The 14,405-nt window shown below is 63.3% G+C and carries 14 protein-coding genes; 7 read left to right on the top strand and 7 right to left on the bottom strand.

The window, feature by feature from the left end; all coding sequences use genetic code 11:
* The first annotated feature begins 7 nt into the window (after positions 1-7).
* Positions 8-781 carry a tRNA pseudouridine(38-40) synthase TruA gene (gene truA / locus ACGYLO_RS10315; RefSeq protein ID WP_271689453.1) on the top strand — a complete coding sequence of 258 codons (774 nt, stop codon included), beginning with the start codon at positions 8-10 and terminating at the stop codon, positions 779-781.
* A 176-nt stretch (positions 782-957) separates the two neighbouring features.
* Here the strand turns inward: truA and gndA are convergent, their stop codons facing one another.
* Positions 958-2,406 (bottom strand): NADP-dependent phosphogluconate dehydrogenase, encoded by a 1,449-nt coding sequence (gene gndA, locus ACGYLO_RS10310; protein WP_271689937.1) that lies wholly within the window; start codon positions 2,404-2,406, stop codon positions 958-960.
* Positions 2,407-2,575: 169 nt separating this feature from the next.
* On the opposite strand from gndA, the gene ACGYLO_RS10305 reads away from it, so the two are divergent.
* Entirely contained in the window at positions 2,576-3,004 is a 429-nt protein-coding gene (locus tag ACGYLO_RS10305; RefSeq protein WP_271689452.1) for an NUDIX hydrolase, read from the top strand.
* Positions 3,005-3,164: 160 nt separating this feature from the next.
* Positions 3,165-4,646, top strand: a complete 1,482-nt coding sequence (locus tag ACGYLO_RS10300) for an inorganic phosphate transporter (protein ID WP_067261454.1) — start codon at positions 3,165-3,167, stop codon at positions 4,644-4,646.
* Positions 4,647-4,665: 19 nt separating this feature from the next.
* Here ACGYLO_RS10300 and ACGYLO_RS10295 read toward each other — a convergent pair whose 3' ends face one another.
* The 3 genes from ACGYLO_RS10295 to ACGYLO_RS10285 form a co-directional block, all read right to left on the bottom strand.
* Positions 4,666-5,700: a 2-dehydropantoate 2-reductase gene (locus tag ACGYLO_RS10295; protein WP_271689451.1), complete on the bottom strand. Its 1,035-nt coding sequence runs from the start codon at positions 5,698-5,700 to the stop codon at positions 4,666-4,668.
* Entirely contained in the window at positions 5,697-6,602 is a 906-nt protein-coding gene (gene argF, locus ACGYLO_RS10290) for an ornithine carbamoyltransferase (RefSeq protein WP_067261450.1), read from the bottom strand. Before argF ends, ACGYLO_RS10295 begins: the two co-directional genes overlap by 4 nt.
* Before the next feature lie 73 nt (positions 6,603-6,675).
* The gene (locus ACGYLO_RS10285) at positions 6,676-7,851 is read right to left on the bottom strand and encodes an aspartate aminotransferase family protein (protein ID WP_271689450.1); all 1,176 of its coding nucleotides are present in this window, start codon (positions 7,849-7,851) and stop codon (positions 6,676-6,678) included.
* Between the two features lie 365 nt (positions 7,852-8,216).
* On the opposite strand from ACGYLO_RS10285, the gene ACGYLO_RS10280 reads away from it, so the two are divergent.
* Positions 8,217-8,831, top strand: coding sequence for a GcrA family cell cycle regulator (locus ACGYLO_RS10280; protein WP_271689449.1), 615 nt, complete (start codon positions 8,217-8,219; stop codon positions 8,829-8,831).
* 75 nt (positions 8,832-8,906) lie between these two features.
* Here the strand turns inward: ACGYLO_RS10280 and ACGYLO_RS10275 are convergent, their stop codons facing one another.
* Both ACGYLO_RS10275 and ACGYLO_RS10270 read right to left on the bottom strand, forming a co-directional pair.
* Positions 8,907-9,713 (bottom strand): SseB family protein, encoded by an 807-nt coding sequence (locus tag ACGYLO_RS10275; protein WP_271689448.1) that lies wholly within the window; start codon positions 9,711-9,713, stop codon positions 8,907-8,909.
* Positions 9,694-10,293 carry a uracil-DNA glycosylase family protein gene (locus tag ACGYLO_RS10270; protein ID WP_271689447.1) on the bottom strand — a complete coding sequence of 200 codons (600 nt, stop codon included), beginning with the start codon at positions 10,291-10,293 and terminating at the stop codon, positions 9,694-9,696. The genes ACGYLO_RS10275 and ACGYLO_RS10270 overlap by 20 nt, the downstream gene beginning before the upstream one ends.
* Positions 10,294-10,402: 109 nt before the next feature.
* Here ACGYLO_RS10270 and ACGYLO_RS10265 point away from each other — a divergent pair, with 109 nt between their 5' ends.
* The gene (locus tag ACGYLO_RS10265; protein ID WP_271689446.1) at positions 10,403-10,744 is read left to right on the top strand and encodes a helix-turn-helix transcriptional regulator; all 342 of its coding nucleotides are present in this window, start codon (positions 10,403-10,405) and stop codon (positions 10,742-10,744) included.
* Positions 10,737-11,768 (top strand): permease, encoded by a 1,032-nt coding sequence (locus ACGYLO_RS10260; protein WP_271689445.1) that lies wholly within the window; start codon positions 10,737-10,739, stop codon positions 11,766-11,768. Before ACGYLO_RS10265 ends, ACGYLO_RS10260 begins: the two co-directional genes overlap by 8 nt.
* A 128-nt stretch (positions 11,769-11,896) precedes the next feature.
* On the opposite strand, the gene ACGYLO_RS10255 is transcribed toward ACGYLO_RS10260, so the two are convergent.
* Positions 11,897-13,300, bottom strand: a complete 1,404-nt coding sequence (locus ACGYLO_RS10255; protein ID WP_271689444.1) for a cell wall metabolism sensor histidine kinase WalK — start codon at positions 13,298-13,300, stop codon at positions 11,897-11,899.
* Between the two features lie 465 nt (positions 13,301-13,765).
* Here ACGYLO_RS10255 and ACGYLO_RS10250 point away from each other — a divergent pair, with 465 nt between their 5' ends.
* Positions 13,766-14,389 carry an acyl-homoserine-lactone synthase gene (locus tag ACGYLO_RS10250; RefSeq protein ID WP_067261478.1) on the top strand — a complete coding sequence of 208 codons (624 nt, stop codon included), beginning with the start codon at positions 13,766-13,768 and terminating at the stop codon, positions 14,387-14,389.
* Positions 14,390-14,405: the final 16 nt, after the last annotated feature.

Here is a 14,405-nt window from a genome sequence, read left to right as displayed (position 1 = left end):
CCCGGTCATGCCCAGATATGCCCTGAAAATCGAATACCACGGCGCGCCCTTCAACGGGTGGCAGCGTCAGGTTGACCAGTCCACAGTGCAAGGCGCGATCGAGGCCGCTTTGGCCAAGCTGGAACCCGGTGACCACACCATCGCCGCCGCCGGGCGCACCGATACCGGGGTGCATGGGCTGGCGCAGGTTGCGCATTGCGACATGTCCCGCGATTGGTCGCCCTTCCGGCTCGGCGAGGCGCTGAACTATCACCTCAAGCCGCAGCCCATCGCGATCACCGATTGCGTGCTGGCGCCCGAGGATTTTCACGCCCGCTTTTCGGCGCTTGAGCGGCGCTATCACTTCCGCATTCTCAGCCGCCGTGCCCCGGCGGTGCATCAAGCGGGGCTGGTCTGGCAGATCAAACACCGCCTAGATGTCGCAGCCATGCAGGCGGCGGCGGATCTTTTGGTGGGCAAACATGATTTCACCACCTTCCGCTCGACCGTTTGTCAGGCGGAAAGCCCGGTGAAAACACTCGACCGGTTACAGGTTTCGCAGGTCGAGACCATGGCCGGGACGGAGTATCATTTCGACGTGCGCGCGCGGTCCTTCCTGCACAATCAGGTGCGCAGTTTCGTCGGTTCGCTCGAGCGTGTCGGCGCGGGGTCTTGGAGCGTGGCGGATATGGGTGCAGCACTCGCGGCAAAGGACCGTGCCGCCTGCGGGCCGGTCTGCCCGCCGCAGGGGTTATATTTGGCGCATGTGAGCTATCCGGTGGACCCGTTCGCTAAGGCGTGACGAGGAACATCAGCTGCCCGGGGGGTGGCGATGCTTCAGTCGGTTCGTGCCACTTTATCGTGCAGCCCAGGAGCGCGTTACCTAGAGGACACCGCCCCTGGCGAAATCGCCTCCCCGACCGGGCGGGCAGGCGATGGTCCGGCGCCTTTGGCTTGTTTCCGGACCTATAAGCCCTCTTACGGCAGAGGCGTCCACGTCCCGTGGAATTTTCCCTCTTCGCTGATCCGCTCAAACCCATGCGCACCGAAGAAATCCCGCTGCGCTTGGATCATATTCGCCGTGCCGCGCGCCCGGCGCATGCTGTCATACCACGCCAGCGCCGCCGACAGCGCGGGCAACGCAACACCGAGCAATGCGCCCGCCGCCACCACCCGGCGCAGCGCCGGAATGCTCTCTTCCAAGCGTTTGCGCATGGCGGGGGCGAGGATCAGATGTCCACCGGGCAATTCGCCCCGGAAGGCATCGGCAAACTCGTCCAACAACGCCGAACGGATGATGCAACCCGCGCGCCAAATCTCGGAGATCCGCGCCATGTCGAGCGACCAGTCAAACTCCTCCGACGCCGCCGACAGGATGCGAAAGCCCTGCGCGTGGCCGATGATCCGCCCCGCCAAAAGCGCCATTTCCAGATCCGCCTCTTCGGGCAGCGGCGCGTCCTGCACGCCTTCGGGCAACAGCGGCTCGGCCATTTCGCGCACAGACTTCTCGCTCGACCAACCGCGCGCGCCGACGGCGGCTTCGATGGTATTGGCCGATTGCCCCATCTTGAGCGCTTCGATCAAGGTCCAGCGCCCGGTGCCCTTTTGCCCGGCCTGATCGCGGATCACATCGACCATCGGCGTGCCGGTCTGGGTATCGACCGACAAAAGCGCCGCGGCCGAGACTTCGATCAGATAGGAGTTCAGCGGCCCCTTGCGCCAGTCGGCAAAGAGATTGCCAATTTCCACCGCGCCCTGCCCGCCCGCATCGCGCAGCAGGCCGTAGACTTCGGCGATCATCTGCATGTCGGCATATTCGATGCCGTTATGCACCGTTTTGACAAAATGCCCCGCTCCGTCGGGGCCGAGATGCGCCACGCAAGGCGTGCCCTCGAATTGCGCGGCAATCTTCTCGGCCATCGGTTTGAACTGGGTCCAAGAATGCGCGCTGCCGCCGACCATCATCGACGGGCCATTGCGCGCCCCGGCCTCGCCACCCGACACGCCCATGCCGACGAAATGCAGCCCCGTGCCTTCGAGTTCGGCACTGCGGCGGCGGGTGTCGTGGAAATCGGCGTTGCCGCCGTCGATCAAAGTGTCGCCCTCATCCAGCAGCGGTTTGATCGCCTCGATCATCGCATCGACCGGCGCGCCGGAGGGGATCATGAAAAGAATGCTGCGCGGGCGGGCGATGGCGGCAACGAAATCCTCAAGCCGCTCCGTCCCGATCAGGCGCTCGGCCAGCGGTCCGGCCTCGTCAAGGAACGGCGCGATCCAATCGGCCTCTCGGTTACTGACCGCCACGGTAAATCCATTGTCGGCCAAGTTCAGCGCCAGTGCCGAGCCCATGGTCCCCAGACCGTATACCCCGATATCGGCGCCTGCGCCCTGTGCCGCGCCCCCGTCCGCCTGCGTGCCAGTTGCCATAACGATCATGCCTCATTTCTAGCCTGTCATACTGCCAAGCCCACCTATCCGGCGGGCCGCAGTTTGATTTGCGTTCGGGAAGACTATATAATGTGCGGATAACAAGAAAAACACCCGACCGAGGCATAGTTCTGTAATGACACAAGTATTTAGACGCGCATGGGAGGATATGGTCCTTCCTATTTTCAAACGTCCCCGCCGTGTGCAGGTTGCCGCCCTGTGCTACCGCGACACCGAGGCGGGCAAAAAGGTCCTGCTGATCACCAGCCGCGATACGGGCCGCTGGATTTTGCCCAAGGGCTGGCCGATCGACGGGTTGGACGGTGCCGGGGCCGCCTTGCAGGAAGCATGGGAAGAGGCCGGGGTGACCAATGCGGATATCGAATCCGATCCGATGGGCATTTTCGACTATGACAAGGGTCTCGGCGAAGGTTTGACCGTGCCCGTGACCACACAGGTCTACCTCACCCGCGTCCGCGATCTGAGCGAGGAATACCCCGAAGCGGGCATGCGCAAACGCGCGTGGTTCACCCCGCAAGAGGCATCGGAACTCGTGGATGAGCCTGATCTTAAAGCAATCTTATCTGCCTTCCATTAAGCCCCTTCGGCGCCGGGCCGCTGTCCGGTGCCATTTCCCCCCTGCCCCATTGCCGCCCCTGCCCGTTTCGGGATGTTACAATTTTGTGACAGGGTGACTTGCGCCCTCGGTAGCCTTATGTCACCCCCCGCTGAACGTTAGGATCGGAGATCATACAGGAATGGCAACGGAACCGCAGGGCAGCCAGTGGAAGACACTGGACAAGGACCTCAACCGTATTTCGCAAGTCGAACTGGCCGCGACCTATGTCGCCCGCCCCCTCGTGGCGCCGGGCATCGCGCTGGCCTTTATCGTGGTGGCAGGTGCCGTTGCGGCGGTAATCTTCGGGCAACAGCCCTCCAGCTTTGTCGTGATCGCCGCGGCGGTCTTTGGCGCCTATATGGCGGTGAACATCGGCGCGAATGACGTGGCCAACAACATGGGCCCCGCCGTCGGCGCCAATGCGCTGACCATGGGCGGCGCCATCGTCATCGCGGCCTTGTGCGAATCCGCCGGGGCCTTGCTGGCGGGGGGCGATGTCGTCTCGACCATTTCCAAGGGCATCATCGACCCGGCGAGTGTCGCGGACACGCGCATCTTCATCTGGGCGATGATGGCCGCGCTGGTCTCTTCCGCGCTCTGGGTCAACCTTGCCACATGGGTCGGCGCGCCGGTCTCGACCACCCATTCGGTCGTCGGCGGCGTCATGGGCGCGGGCATCGCAGCAGCGGGCCTTGGCGCGGTGAACTGGAGCTCGATGAGCATGATCGCCGCAAGCTGGGTGATCTCGCCCGTGCTGGGCGGTGCGGTGGCGGCGATGTTCTTGGCCTTCATCAAGGCGCGCATCCTCTACCAAGACGACAAAATCGCCGCCTCGCGCACTTGGGTGCCGGTGCTGGTGGGGCTGATGGCCGGTGTCTTTGCCGCCTATCTGGCGCTCAAGGGGCTGAAAAAGATCATCAGCATCGATATGCCGGTCGCCCTGATCATCGGGCTTGTGACGGGGCTTGTGGTCTATGCCATTTCCGCCCCGCTGATCCGCCGCGCCTCGGAAGGGATGGAGAACCGCAACCGTTCGGTCAAAACGCTCTTTGGCCTGCCGCTGGTCCTCTCCGCCGCGCTTCTCAGCTTTGCCCATGGGGCCAATGACGTGGCCAATGCGGTCGGCCCGCTGGCGGCGATCGTCCATGCGACCGAGTTCGGCGGTTTCGAGGATAAGGTGAGCATCCCCACATGGGTGATGATCATCGGGGCCTTCGGCATCTCCTTCGGTCTGTTCCTGTTCGGGCCGAAACTGATCCGCATGGTCGGCAGCCAGATCACCAAGCTGAACCCGATGCGCGCCTATTGCGTGGCGCTTTCGGCGGCGATCACGGTGATCGTGGCAAGCTGGCTCGGCCTGCCCGTGTCTTCGACCCATATCGCCGTGGGCGGGGTCTTTGGCGTGGGCTTTTACCGTGAATGGCATATGGAACGGCGCCTGCGCCGGATCGGGGCCAAGACCGGTGAGGTCAAGCGCATCGCCAAGGAAGAGCGCCGCCGCCGCAAGCTGGTGCGCCGCTCGCATTTCATGACGATCGTCGCGGCTTGGGTGATCACCGTGCCCGCAGCGGCGCTGCTCTCTGGCATCGTCTTTTGGGTGCTGAACGCCTTTGTGAACTAAGGTCAGGCGCGGGGGCGCCTCACCCCTCTTGCCGGTCCTGCCCTGCCGCCATTTCGGCCCGAAGGGCGGTGACCGGCAGATGCGGCAGCCCTTCATCCGCAAGCTCTGCCCAGCCCATCACCCGCAGCACCATATCCGTCACCGGCGTCGCGCGGCCAAGCACCCTTGCGCGGCGCTGCACCTCGCCTTGGAGCGCGTCGATCTCGGTCGGGCGGCGCGCGGCGAGGTCTTGCGCCATCGAGGTCCGCGCCTGCGGGTCGATCTGCAACATGGTGGCGGCGACGCGGGTAAAAATCGGCGTCGGCAGGCGCAAGAACGTCGGGACCAGCCGCGCCGGGATCGGCGTGGTCATGGCGGGCCGGATCTTGTCGGCGCGCAGAACCGCCAGCGCCTCGGCCCATTGATCGGCCATCAGACGCCGCCACGCCCGATCCTGCAACTGCGCTTGCAACGGCAGACCGCTTAAAGCGTTCAGGGCATTGTTGAGGTTCATCAGGAACTTGCCCCATTGCAGGGCGGTGATATCGGCGCGTTCCTCTACCTTTAGGTCCGGCAGCGACAGGCGCGCGGCCAGATCAGCCGGGCCCGCCTCGATCACCAGATCGCCCGAGCTTGCCCGGTGGTAGCAGCCCTGCCCCATGGCCACGACGTTGAACGGCACCAGCCCCGCGCGCAGATCATGCTGCGGCAGTTGCTCGGCCAAGGCCGCGCGGTTGCCCATGCCGTTTTGCAGGCTGATGACCTGCACGCCGGGCGCGCTGTGGCGGGCGATCAGCCGGGCCATGTCTTCGGTGTCGCGCGATTTGACCGTGACCAGCACGATATCGGCATCGCGCAGGCAGGTCTCACCCCCGGCAAGGTTCAGATCATCCGGCGAGAGGTAGCGCGCCATGCCGCCGAAATCCGTCAGGGTCAGCCCATGGGTGCGGATTTCAGCCTGAATGCGGGGCCGCGCCAGCAGGGTCACGGCATGGCCCGCCCCGGCCAGCAGCCCGCCGACAAAGCAGCCCACCGCCCCCGCGCCCGCAACAACGATGCGGGGGTCGTCGCTCATGCGCCCAGACACCAGCGCATGACAGCTTTCTGCGCGTGCAGACGGTTCTCGGCCTCGTCAAAGATCACCGAATGCGGCCCATCCATGACCGAGCTTGTCGCCTCGTCATCGCGGTGCGCAGGCAGGCAATGCATGAAGAGCGCGTCGGGCTTGGCCAGCGCCATCAGCGCATCGTTGACCTGATAGCCGCGCAACTGGTTGTGCCGCCGCTCGCGCGCCGATTGCGGATCATGCATGCTGACCCAAGTATCGGTGACCACCAGATCGGCACCCTCCACGGCCTTCTGGGGGTCGCGCTCGGTCGTATAAAGCCCGTCGAGCGCGCGCTCGGGGTCGAGCGGCTCAGGCCCCGTGAAGACAAGGTCGAAGTCGAACTGCTTGGCCGCATGGGCGAAACTGGCAAAGACGTTGTTGCCGTCGCCCGACCAGACCACCTTGCGCCCTTTGATCGGGCCTCGGTGTTCCTCAAAGGTCTGAATGTCGGCCATGATCTGACAGGGATGCGTGCGGTTGGTCAGCCCGTTGATCACCGGAACGGAGGCATATTCCGCCATCTCCAGCAGGGTCTGCTCTTCGAAAGTGCGGATCATGATCATATCGACATAGCGCGACAGCACGCGGGCGGTGTCGGCGATGGTCTCACCATGGCCGAGCTGCATATCGGCGCCCGAAAGCACCATGGTCTGCCCACCCATCTGCCGCACGCCCACGTCGAAAGAGACACGCGTCCGGGTCGAGGGTTTCTCAAAGATCAGCGCGACCATGTGATCCTTCAACGGCTGGTCATCATCCGGCGCGCCGCGCGGGCGGCCATTGCGCGCGGCTTTCATGGCGGCGGCATTGTCGATGATCTGCCGCAGATCGGCGGGGTCGGTTTGGTGGATATCGAGGAAATGGTTCATCTGTCGTCTCTGTCTTGCGGGGTCCAAGGCCACGGCCTTGAAAGCCCGAGGAATGTTTTGGGGTGAATGGCGCTCAGGCCGGGGTCAGGTCACGCGCGATGGCGTCGAGCCGGGTCACCGCCTCGGCAATCTCATCGTCGGAAATGGTCAGCGGCGGCAGCAGGCGGATCACATTGTCGGCGGCGGGCACGGTGATCAGCTCATGGGCATAGCCCGAGGCGACCACATCGGCATTCGCCACCTTGCATTTCAGGCCCAGCATCAGCCCCGCGCCGCGCACCTCCTCAAAGACCTCCGGATGCTCAGCCACCAGCCCTTCGAGACGCTGACGCAGCAGCCCCGATTTGCGATTCACCTCGGCCAGAAAGGCGGCATCGGCGACCACATCCAGCACAGCGCAGCCCACGGCGCAGCCCAGCGGGTTGCCGCCATAGGTCGACCCGTGGGTGCCTGCGGTCATGCCCGATGCGGCCCTCTCCGTGGCCAACACGGCGCCGAGCGGAAAGCCCCCGCCGATGCCCTTGGCCACCATCATGATGTCGGGAGTTACCCCTGCCCATTCATGGGCAAAAAGCCGTCCGGTCCGGCCGACGCCGCATTGCACCTCATCGCAGATCAGCAAGAGCCCGTGGGCGTCGCAAAGCGCGCGCATCTGCTGCAACTCGGCATCCGGCACGGCGCGAATACCGCCCTCGCCCTGCACCGGCTCAACCATGATGGCGGCGGTCTTGTCGGTGATGGCAGCCTCAAGTGCGGCGCTGTCGCCAAGGTCGAGATGCACGAAACCCGGCAGTTGCGGGCCGAAGCCTTTGGTCATCTTCTCAGACCCCGCCGCCGCGATCCCGGCAGAAGAGCGGCCGTGAAAGGCCCCGTTAAAGGCGATGATCTCGACCCGCTCAGGCTGGCCTGCCTCGTAAAAATACTTGCGCGCCATCTTCACAGCCAATTCGCAGGCCTCGGTCCCCGAATTGCAAAAGAAGGCGGTGTCGGCAAAGGTCTCGGCCACCAGCCGGTCGGCCAACGCCTCTTGCTGCGGAATGTGGTAGAGGTTCGACGTATGCCATAGCGCCTGCGCCTGATCGGTCAGCGCCTTCACCAGCGCCGGATGCGCATGGCCAAGCGCGTTCACCGCGATCCCCGCGCCCAGATCAAGAAAACGTCGCCCATCCGCCTCGATCAGCCAAGTGCCTTCGCCTTTGACGAAGGTCAAAGGAGCGCGATTATAGGTTGGCAGAACGGAAGGGATCATCTGTTTGTCCTTGAAAGAGGGCCGTGTCACGCCGGTAAAAGGGCATGGGGCTGGCGCAGGGTCAATGGGATTTGCTTGTTTTTGAAAGGATGCAGCACGCAGGCTGAGAGATCAGGCCATCACGCCGCCCCAAGGGGGGGCACCATGTTATCGGACGAAGCGTCGTCGGATGGAATATGCGGCAGATTTGATCATGGCTCTTGCATAGCCGCCCTTCATCCCCCACGTAAAGCCCCAATCGCCTTGCGCCGCCCCCGAGGGGGGCATCGGCGCTTGCACCTGCGGCCCCAGAAGATAAAATGGGGGCCAATACACTGACAAAGCGGTCCGGGCTAGGGGGCCGCTTTTTAACTGGGGAACCCCGTATGTCCTGGACTGATGAGCGCGTAGAGACACTGAAAAAGATGTGGGGCGAAGGCCAGTCCGCCAGCCAGATCGCGAAGGAACTGGGTGGGGTGACGCGCAACGCCGTGATCGGCAAGGTGCACCGTCTGGGCCTGTCGAACCGCACCGCGGGCGCGCCCGCCGCCGCGGCGGCGGCGACTGCCAAGCCGGAGCCCAAGGCCAAGCCCGCAGCCCCCAAGGCCGAGGCCAAGACGAAGCCCGCCGCCAAAGCCGCGCCGGAGGCCGAGGCCGCCCCCGCGCCCGAAGCCGAAGAGCCCGCCGCAGCCCCGGCACCCAAGCCCAACCTGCCCGCACGCAAGCAGATCATCCCCGCAGGCCAGCCCCTGCCGCCGCAGCCTTCGGCCAATGAGATCAGCCCAGAGGCGCTCGCCAAGGTCAGCGAAGTGGAGAAGAAGGCCAAAAAAATCGGCCTGATGGAACTGACAGAACGCACCTGCAAATGGCCCGTGGGCGACCCGGCGACCGATGATTTCTGGTTCTGCGGCCTGCCCGTGCAGCAGGGCAAACCCTATTGCGAGGCCCATGTCGGCGTCGCCTTCCAACCGATGAGCGCCCGGCGCGACCGCCGCCGCTAAGACTGTCAGGATAAACAAAAAAAGGCGGGCGGGCTTGAGTGCCCTGCCCGCCTCTTTCTTTGCCTGAGGCCTAGATCAGCGCAGTTTCGGCGGTTTCGCCGGATCGCTGCCCGGGGCCATCCGGGGCGTATTCTGCAAAGGCTCCATCTGCGGCAGGTCAAAACGCAGGCCGATGCGGGCCAGCTTCTCGACCACCGCGTCATTGGGGCCGAAGAAGCCGACATCCATCGCCCCCGCCTCGATCCCCGAAAAGGTCAGCGCCTCAGACGCCGCGCGCACCAGCGCGTCTTGCGCGCGGGGGATCGCACCGACGAAGGCCAGCAGATGCCCGCGCCCGCCGCCGCTGTATTCGACACCGACAAGGAAGGCCCCCGCCGCCATGCCGGTGGCCGTCGCCAATTTCGCATCAATCGCGGCGATCAGCGTCTCGGGCAAGCCCTGCGGCGGGAACACGCGGTCGATGCCCGCCTCCACCTCGCCCGGCGCATGGGCCAATGTGTCGCGCAGCCAGTCCATCGCCTCGGCAGGCAGCAGGATCTCGGACGGGGCCACACCGATGTTCACCGCCATGCCCAATGGCTGCCCCTCCAACATCGCGGCAATCGCACGGCCCGAGAGCGCCACGTAAGGAGACGCCTCCCCCACGTGAGCCGAGAGCCGCGCCGCGCGGTCGAAGACCATGACATAGCTATCATCAAGCAGCACCGGGCTGATCTGATCGCCCTGCGGCTCATCCTCAAGCAGCATGAAAAGCTCGACATCCGCGATACGTTCGTAAAATCGCAGCCGCGCCGCGTCGTCGTCGGGGGCGGAGGTCATCGAAGCATGAGCTTGGTCGAGCGGGGTCGGCTCGGTCTTGGGGTCAGTTTGGCGGTCGGTCATTCATCACCTCGGACACGGCGGCGCGCAGACGGGGCAAGACCTCTTCCGCGAACCAGGGATTCTTGTTCAACCATCCGGTATTGCGCCACGACGGATGAGGCAAGGCAAAGACCCCCGGCGGATGATCCCGCCAGCCCGCCACGGCCTCGGTCACATTGCGAAATCCGGGGAGGTGATATTTCATCGCATAGGCCCCAATCAACACCGTGAGCCGCAGATCGGGCAGCATTTCCAGCACCGGTTCGCGCCAAGTCTGCGCACAGATACGCGGCGGTGGCAGGTCACTGCCCTTTGCATCATAGCCCGGAAAGCAAAAGCCCATCGGCACGATGGCGACCCTATCGCGGTCATAGAATGTCGCCTCATCCAGCCCCAGCCAGTCGCGCAGGCGGGTGCCGGACATATCCCAGAACGGCTTGCCCGCCTCATGCACCCGTTTACCGGGCGCTTGGCTGGCGATCAGCAGCCGCGCGCCGGGTTTGAACCAGACGATGGGCCGCGGGCGATGCTGGGTCGCGGTCACGGCGAAACGCTCGGCACAAAGGCGGCAGGCCGCCAGATCATCTCGGATATCCTTCATGAGCAGGAGATAAGCGGTAGGGCCAAAAGATAAAGGGCGGCGGGCCATCACTTCGACAATTATCGAAATAAACCTTGCATCGCGCTGACGTTTCGATATTTCTAGAATCATGAAACAAGAATCCGCAACCCCCGCCCTCACCCTCGCCGCCAGCAGCTTTGCGGCGCTTGGATCGGAACAACGCCTTCTGGTGCTGCGCACGCTGGTGCGCGCCGGATCAGAGGGGCTGAACATCGGCACGCTGGGCGAACGCACCGGCGTGACCGGCTCGACCCTGACACATCATCTAAAACTCTTGGCCTCTGCCGGTCTGGTGAAACAGGAAAAGCAAGGCCGCAGCACCATCTGCGCCGCCGTCGCCTATGAAGAGGTGCAGGCGTTGGCGAATTTCCTGCTGACCGAATGCTGCGCAGACGCAATCGAAGGCTGCACGGAGCATAACCATGGCTGATACCACACAAACCCTCCCCGCGCTGCACCGCTTGGCCTTTTTGAAAGGCGCTTGGGGCATCACGCTGGCGCTCTTGGCGCTGATCGCGCTGCTGGATCCGCCACAGGTCATGCCGACGGTCATCTTCGCGTCTGAGGCGCTTTTGCACACCGCCCCCTTCATCGCCTTCGCGGTGCTGGCCGTGGCCTATCTCAAAGCCAGCGGGGCGGAGAGCCTGCTTGCCCGCGCGTTTGAGGGCAACCCGGCGCGGATGGTGGTGATGGCGGCGGCGCTTGGCGGCTTGTCCCCCTTTTGCAGTTGTGAGGTGATCCCCTTCATCGCCGCGCTGCTGGCCGTCGGCGCCCCGCTCGGCGCGGTGATGGCCTTTTGGCTGGCCTCCCCGCTGATGGACCCGGCGATGTTCGCGATCACCTCAGGCACGCTCGGCTTCGACTTTGCCCTGGCGAAAACCATCGCGGCGCTTGGCGTCGGCATGTTCGGGGGTTTCACCGTCATGGCCCTGTCCCGCACGCCGATTTTCAACGACCCCCTGCGCCCCCAGCCCGCGAAAAGCAGCTGCTGTTCTTCGGCCAAACCGTTCTCCGGCGCGCCGGTTTGGAAGTTCTGGCAAGAGGCCGACCGCCGGGCGAGCTTTGCCGATACCGCACTGACCAACGCGCTGTTCCTCGTCAAATGGCTGGCCCTCGCCTATGTGGTCGAAGCCCTCATGCTGACCTATGTGCCCGCGGAATGGATCGCCAATGTCTTGGGGGGCACCGGGATCATGCCAATCATTCTGGGCGCATTCGTGGGCGCACCGGCCTACCTGAATGGCTATGCCGCCGTGCCCCTGATCGACGCGCTGCTGGCGCAAGGGATGACCCAAGGCGCGGCCATGTCCTTTGTCGTGGCGGGCGGGGTAAGCTGCATTCCGGCGGCCATCGCGGTCTGGGCCCTGGTCAAACCGCGTGTTTTCGCCGCCTACATCGGCTTTGCCTTCGTCGGAGCGATCTTTGCGGGTGTGATCTGGCAGTTGGTCGCGTGACCGCATCAAACTGGCGACCCGAATGCGGGGGCGGTAGAAATGCCGCCCCCTTTTCCGTTTGAGATTGTCTTTGGGGTGAGGGCAGATGTCGCCCGCGCCGAGAGGCCGGGCAGCGAGGCGCTCGCGACTTACGCCGCCGCGCGCTCTCCGTCTGGCTTTTCGGAGGGTTCATCCCCAATCGGCCCCTCGCCATTCACCATGTCTTTGACGGCCATCCCATGGGGCAATTCCTTCCCCGTACCATTGCCCAAGGGCATATCGATATAGAAGGTCGTGCCGGGGCCGTCGTTCTTGAAATAGTCGATCTGCCCGCCCAAGGCTTCGATGATCCGTTTCGAGATGTTCATCCCCAGCCCGGTGCCGCCGACGGCCCGCTGGTCCGAGGAATCGATTTGCGAGAATTCGTCAAAAACCTTTTCGCGCTCGGATTCGGCCAGGCCGATCCCCTCGTCGATCACGCTGATCCGCACCTTGTCGCCAAGGTTGACCGAGGTGACCTTGACCGTCGACCCGGCGGGCGAGAATTTGGCCGCGTTCGACAGAAGGTTGGACATCACCTGTTGCAGGCGCTTTTCATCCGTGGCGATCCCCGCAGGCTCCGACGGTTTGGCATAGCGCAGCGTCACGCCAAGGTTGCCTGCAAAGGATTGGTTTAGCTCGATCGCGTCTTCGATGATGGTCTGCACCTCAAGCGGTTCGATATCAAAGCTGATCTTGCCCGCCTCGAACTTTTGCAGGTCGAGAATCTCGTTAATGATCGACGTCAGCCGCGCCGAATTGCGCTGCGCGATCTTTAGAACTTTCTCCATCTGCGGGGTCATCTCACCCAAAACCCCGGCGCAGGCCATATCGAGCGACCCTTTGATCGAGGTCATCGGCGTGCGCAGCTCATGGCTGATGGTCGAGACGAATTCGGTCTTCACCTTGAACGCGATCTTGGTTTTCTCATGCTCGACCTTCAGCTCTTCAAGTTGGCGCAGATTTGTGCGGTACATCTTGAGGAAGATGCGAGAGCAATCGACGATAAAATAGAGGACGAAGACCACGGTGAACAACTGGGTCCAAAGCTCGGATTCGATGCTCGCCCCCGTGCGCACGATGTCCCAGATCGGGATGAAGAGGAATGTCGCGCCATAGATCGCAAGCCGCAGCATCAGCACCGGCAGGATATGGTGGTTGTTCATCGAGGCGAAAAGCGCGGCCGCGAAAAGGAAGAACAGCGGCAGGAAATGCGTTGTCGCCCCCTGCTGAAGCGCGATCCCAAGGGCGAAATAGCTGATCACCCCGGCGCTCAGCACCGTGCCAATATAGATGCGGTTCATGAACAGCCGCGCCAAACGGGGGCTGCGTCCGCGCCAACGCGTGATGCGCAGGAAAAGCAGATAGTCGAAAGTCTCGGAAATCGCGATCAGGATCACGGTCGAGATCGACAGCCACAGATCATAGTAGAACGCAGATAGGCAAATGGCCGCCGCAAAGATCATCTGCCGCTGCCAGAACAGGTTAACGCCGACTTGGGAATAATCCCGCATCTGCTGCACCTTTGTCGCGTCTGCCAGATGCGGCGTATGAATCGGGCCGTATGTTACTTTTTCCTGCGACATCGCTCTCGTTTTCTTCGGTCGGCTGCTCGAATGTCGGCATTCTGCCGACAAACGCTCTTAACATGTTGCATTTCGGCATCGAAGCACATGTTAGACGCGATCATCTTCCCTTCTACACCCGGAAATGGGACATAAGTATGGCCATTTCATGCAACTAGAGGTTAGCCTCTTGATAAGAGGTATTTTTACAGCGAATTTTTGAGGTCCAACATGAGTCTGCAAGGACGGAGCTTCAGTGGAAAATCTTGGCAGGATGTTCTTCCCGAACTGACCCCACAGGACGCTAAGGCGTTGGAAGTAAAGAACAATTGCTTTCCGCGAAAGCTGCTTGGCAGCAAATCGACAGAGACTGACCCCTATAGCCCCGAAGCCCTTGCGCGGGCCAACCCCTATATGCGTGCCACAACTTTGTCATTTTTGAACATGCATCAGCACGGGGAATTATTCGTTAACTTCCTCCGGGCGCGGCGCCGAATCTTCATCGACGACAAGCAATGGGATCTCCCTCAGGTTGATGGGATGGAGTTTGACCAATACGACACGCCCCGCGCACGCTGGATCGTTTTGCATGAATATGGGGAGGTCATGGGCGGGGTCCGCCTGATGCCCACCACCTCGACCTGCGCGCAATACAGCTACATGCTGCGCGATGCGCAACTGGGGATGCTGCCGGACATTCCGCAGGACGTGCTGTTCTTCAAAGCGCCCGTGCGCGACGACATCTGGGAAGCCACCCGCTTGTTCCTCACCAGCGCCGTTCCTGCCCAACGCCGCATTGCCGTACAACGTATGCTGATGAACCAGATGGCCGGTGCCGCCTATGCCATGGGCGCCAGCCATGTTCTGGGCATCGTGCCCGCCACCTTCAGCCGCTGGATGACCCGGCTTGGCCTGATGAGCGCCGTGCCGGTAGGTCCGGTGCAAAACATCGACGGTGACCGCACGCAGGCGGCCTTGATGAACGTCAGCTACATCGGCGAGATGGCCCCGACCGAGAGCACCCACACGTTGCACTGACCCCCGCACGGGCGCA

The sequence above is a fragment of the Sulfitobacter sp. 1A13353 genome (genome assembly GCF_043557255.1).
Lineage (GTDB): Bacteria > Pseudomonadota > Alphaproteobacteria > Rhodobacterales > Rhodobacteraceae > Sulfitobacter > Sulfitobacter faviae.
The sequence above is the reverse complement of the archived record's forward strand: the minus strand, read 5'-3'. Positions and strand labels throughout refer to the sequence as shown.